Genomic DNA, 1,096 nt, shown 5'->3' with positions numbered 1-1,096 from the left:
CCTTTAAGCTATTTTCTTAATATGTCGCTTGATGCGACTTTTATTTGCAAAAAAAAGCGTCCAATCAAAACCAAGAACATCCGCGATTTTCTGAGAATTAAGAACGGTTGGGTTCCGTCTGCCTATCTCGTATTCAGCATATGTTGAGCGCGGAATATCTGTTTTCTCTGCAACATCTTGTTGAGTAAAATCCAATTGAATCCGAATGCTGATCAACCATTCTCTTTTGATTGCCATATATTAATCACCTCCATCATTAGTCTTTGTCGCTTGATGCGACTTTCTATACCTGTATTATATGTCGCCCATTGCGACATGTCAACACAATATTAAGATAAATGTTAATAGGTGCGACACGGTGTTTAATGTGGCATGATGCAACGCTATAATTAAATAATGTCGCATGTATTTATATGTAGATGAGGTGGTGAAATACTAAATGCTAGGCCAAAGATTAACTGAGTTAAGGAAGTCACTAAAGTTAACTCAAGATGAAATAGCAAAGAAATTGCATATGACGAGATCCACATACGCTCAATACGAAGTGGACAGACGTGTACCGGAATATGCAACATTAGAAAAACTAGCTGATTTTTTTGGGGTAAGTATAGATTACTTAGTAGGGAGGGACATGAAAAAAGTCGCTTTAAAAGAAGAAGAAACTAAGTATAGTGTTAAAAAAAATGTAAATGAAATGATTATTAAAGATATTGTAGAGAAGTATAACGTGGATTTGACGGTAGAAGGAAATAGAGAAAAGCTAGAAAAAATCATCCAGATTGTCGTAAGTGATTTCGAACGTAACTCTCAATAATAAGATTATATATATTGTCCGGTGGTTCGTCTTTCAATATATCAATCGTCTTCAGTATTTCGACTAATTCACGGTTAGTTTTGTTGTCCATGTATGCACCGCCTAGTATATATTTGGAATATCATTGTAGCACGAATACGAACAAATAAGAACGTATGTTCCTTTTTATGAGTAAAAAAAATTTGAGGAGTAAACTATGGACTTTCTCCCGGGAAAGTGCCTACTACCTCAATTATTGTTGGAACGAAGGATAACGCCTAGTGAGCTCGCCAGAGCCTTAGG

General features: G+C 35.9%; 2 protein-coding genes. One reads left to right on the top strand and one right to left on the bottom strand.

Annotated elements, in window-relative coordinates; all coding sequences use genetic code 11:
* Positions 1-3: 3 nt before the first annotated feature.
* On the bottom strand, positions 4-237 hold the full coding sequence (locus AC1DWB_RS35845) for a helix-turn-helix transcriptional regulator (protein WP_477545823.1): 234 nt from the start codon (positions 235-237) through the stop codon (positions 4-6).
* Positions 238-439: 202 nt separating this feature from the next.
* Here AC1DWB_RS35845 and AC1DWB_RS35840 point away from each other — a divergent pair, with 202 nt between their 5' ends.
* Positions 440-814, top strand: coding sequence for a helix-turn-helix domain-containing protein (locus AC1DWB_RS35840; protein ID WP_477545822.1), 375 nt, complete (start codon positions 440-442; stop codon positions 812-814).
* Positions 815-1,096: the final 282 nt, after the last annotated feature.

It is taken from the genome of Paenibacillus sp. P4_E11, assembly GCF_056401635.1.
Note: the sequence above shows the minus strand (reverse complement) of the source record. Positions and strands in the feature narration are given on the sequence as shown.

Bases quoted from the DNA above. Each gene is read 5' to 3' on its own strand.
- AC1DWB_RS35840 (WP_477545822.1), top strand. From the start codon at position 440: ATGCTAGGCCAAAGATTAACTGAGTTAAGGAAGTCACTAAAGTTAACT.
- AC1DWB_RS35845 (WP_477545823.1), bottom strand. From the start codon at position 237: ATGGCAATCAAAAGAGAATGGTTGATCAGCATTCGGATTCAATTGGAT.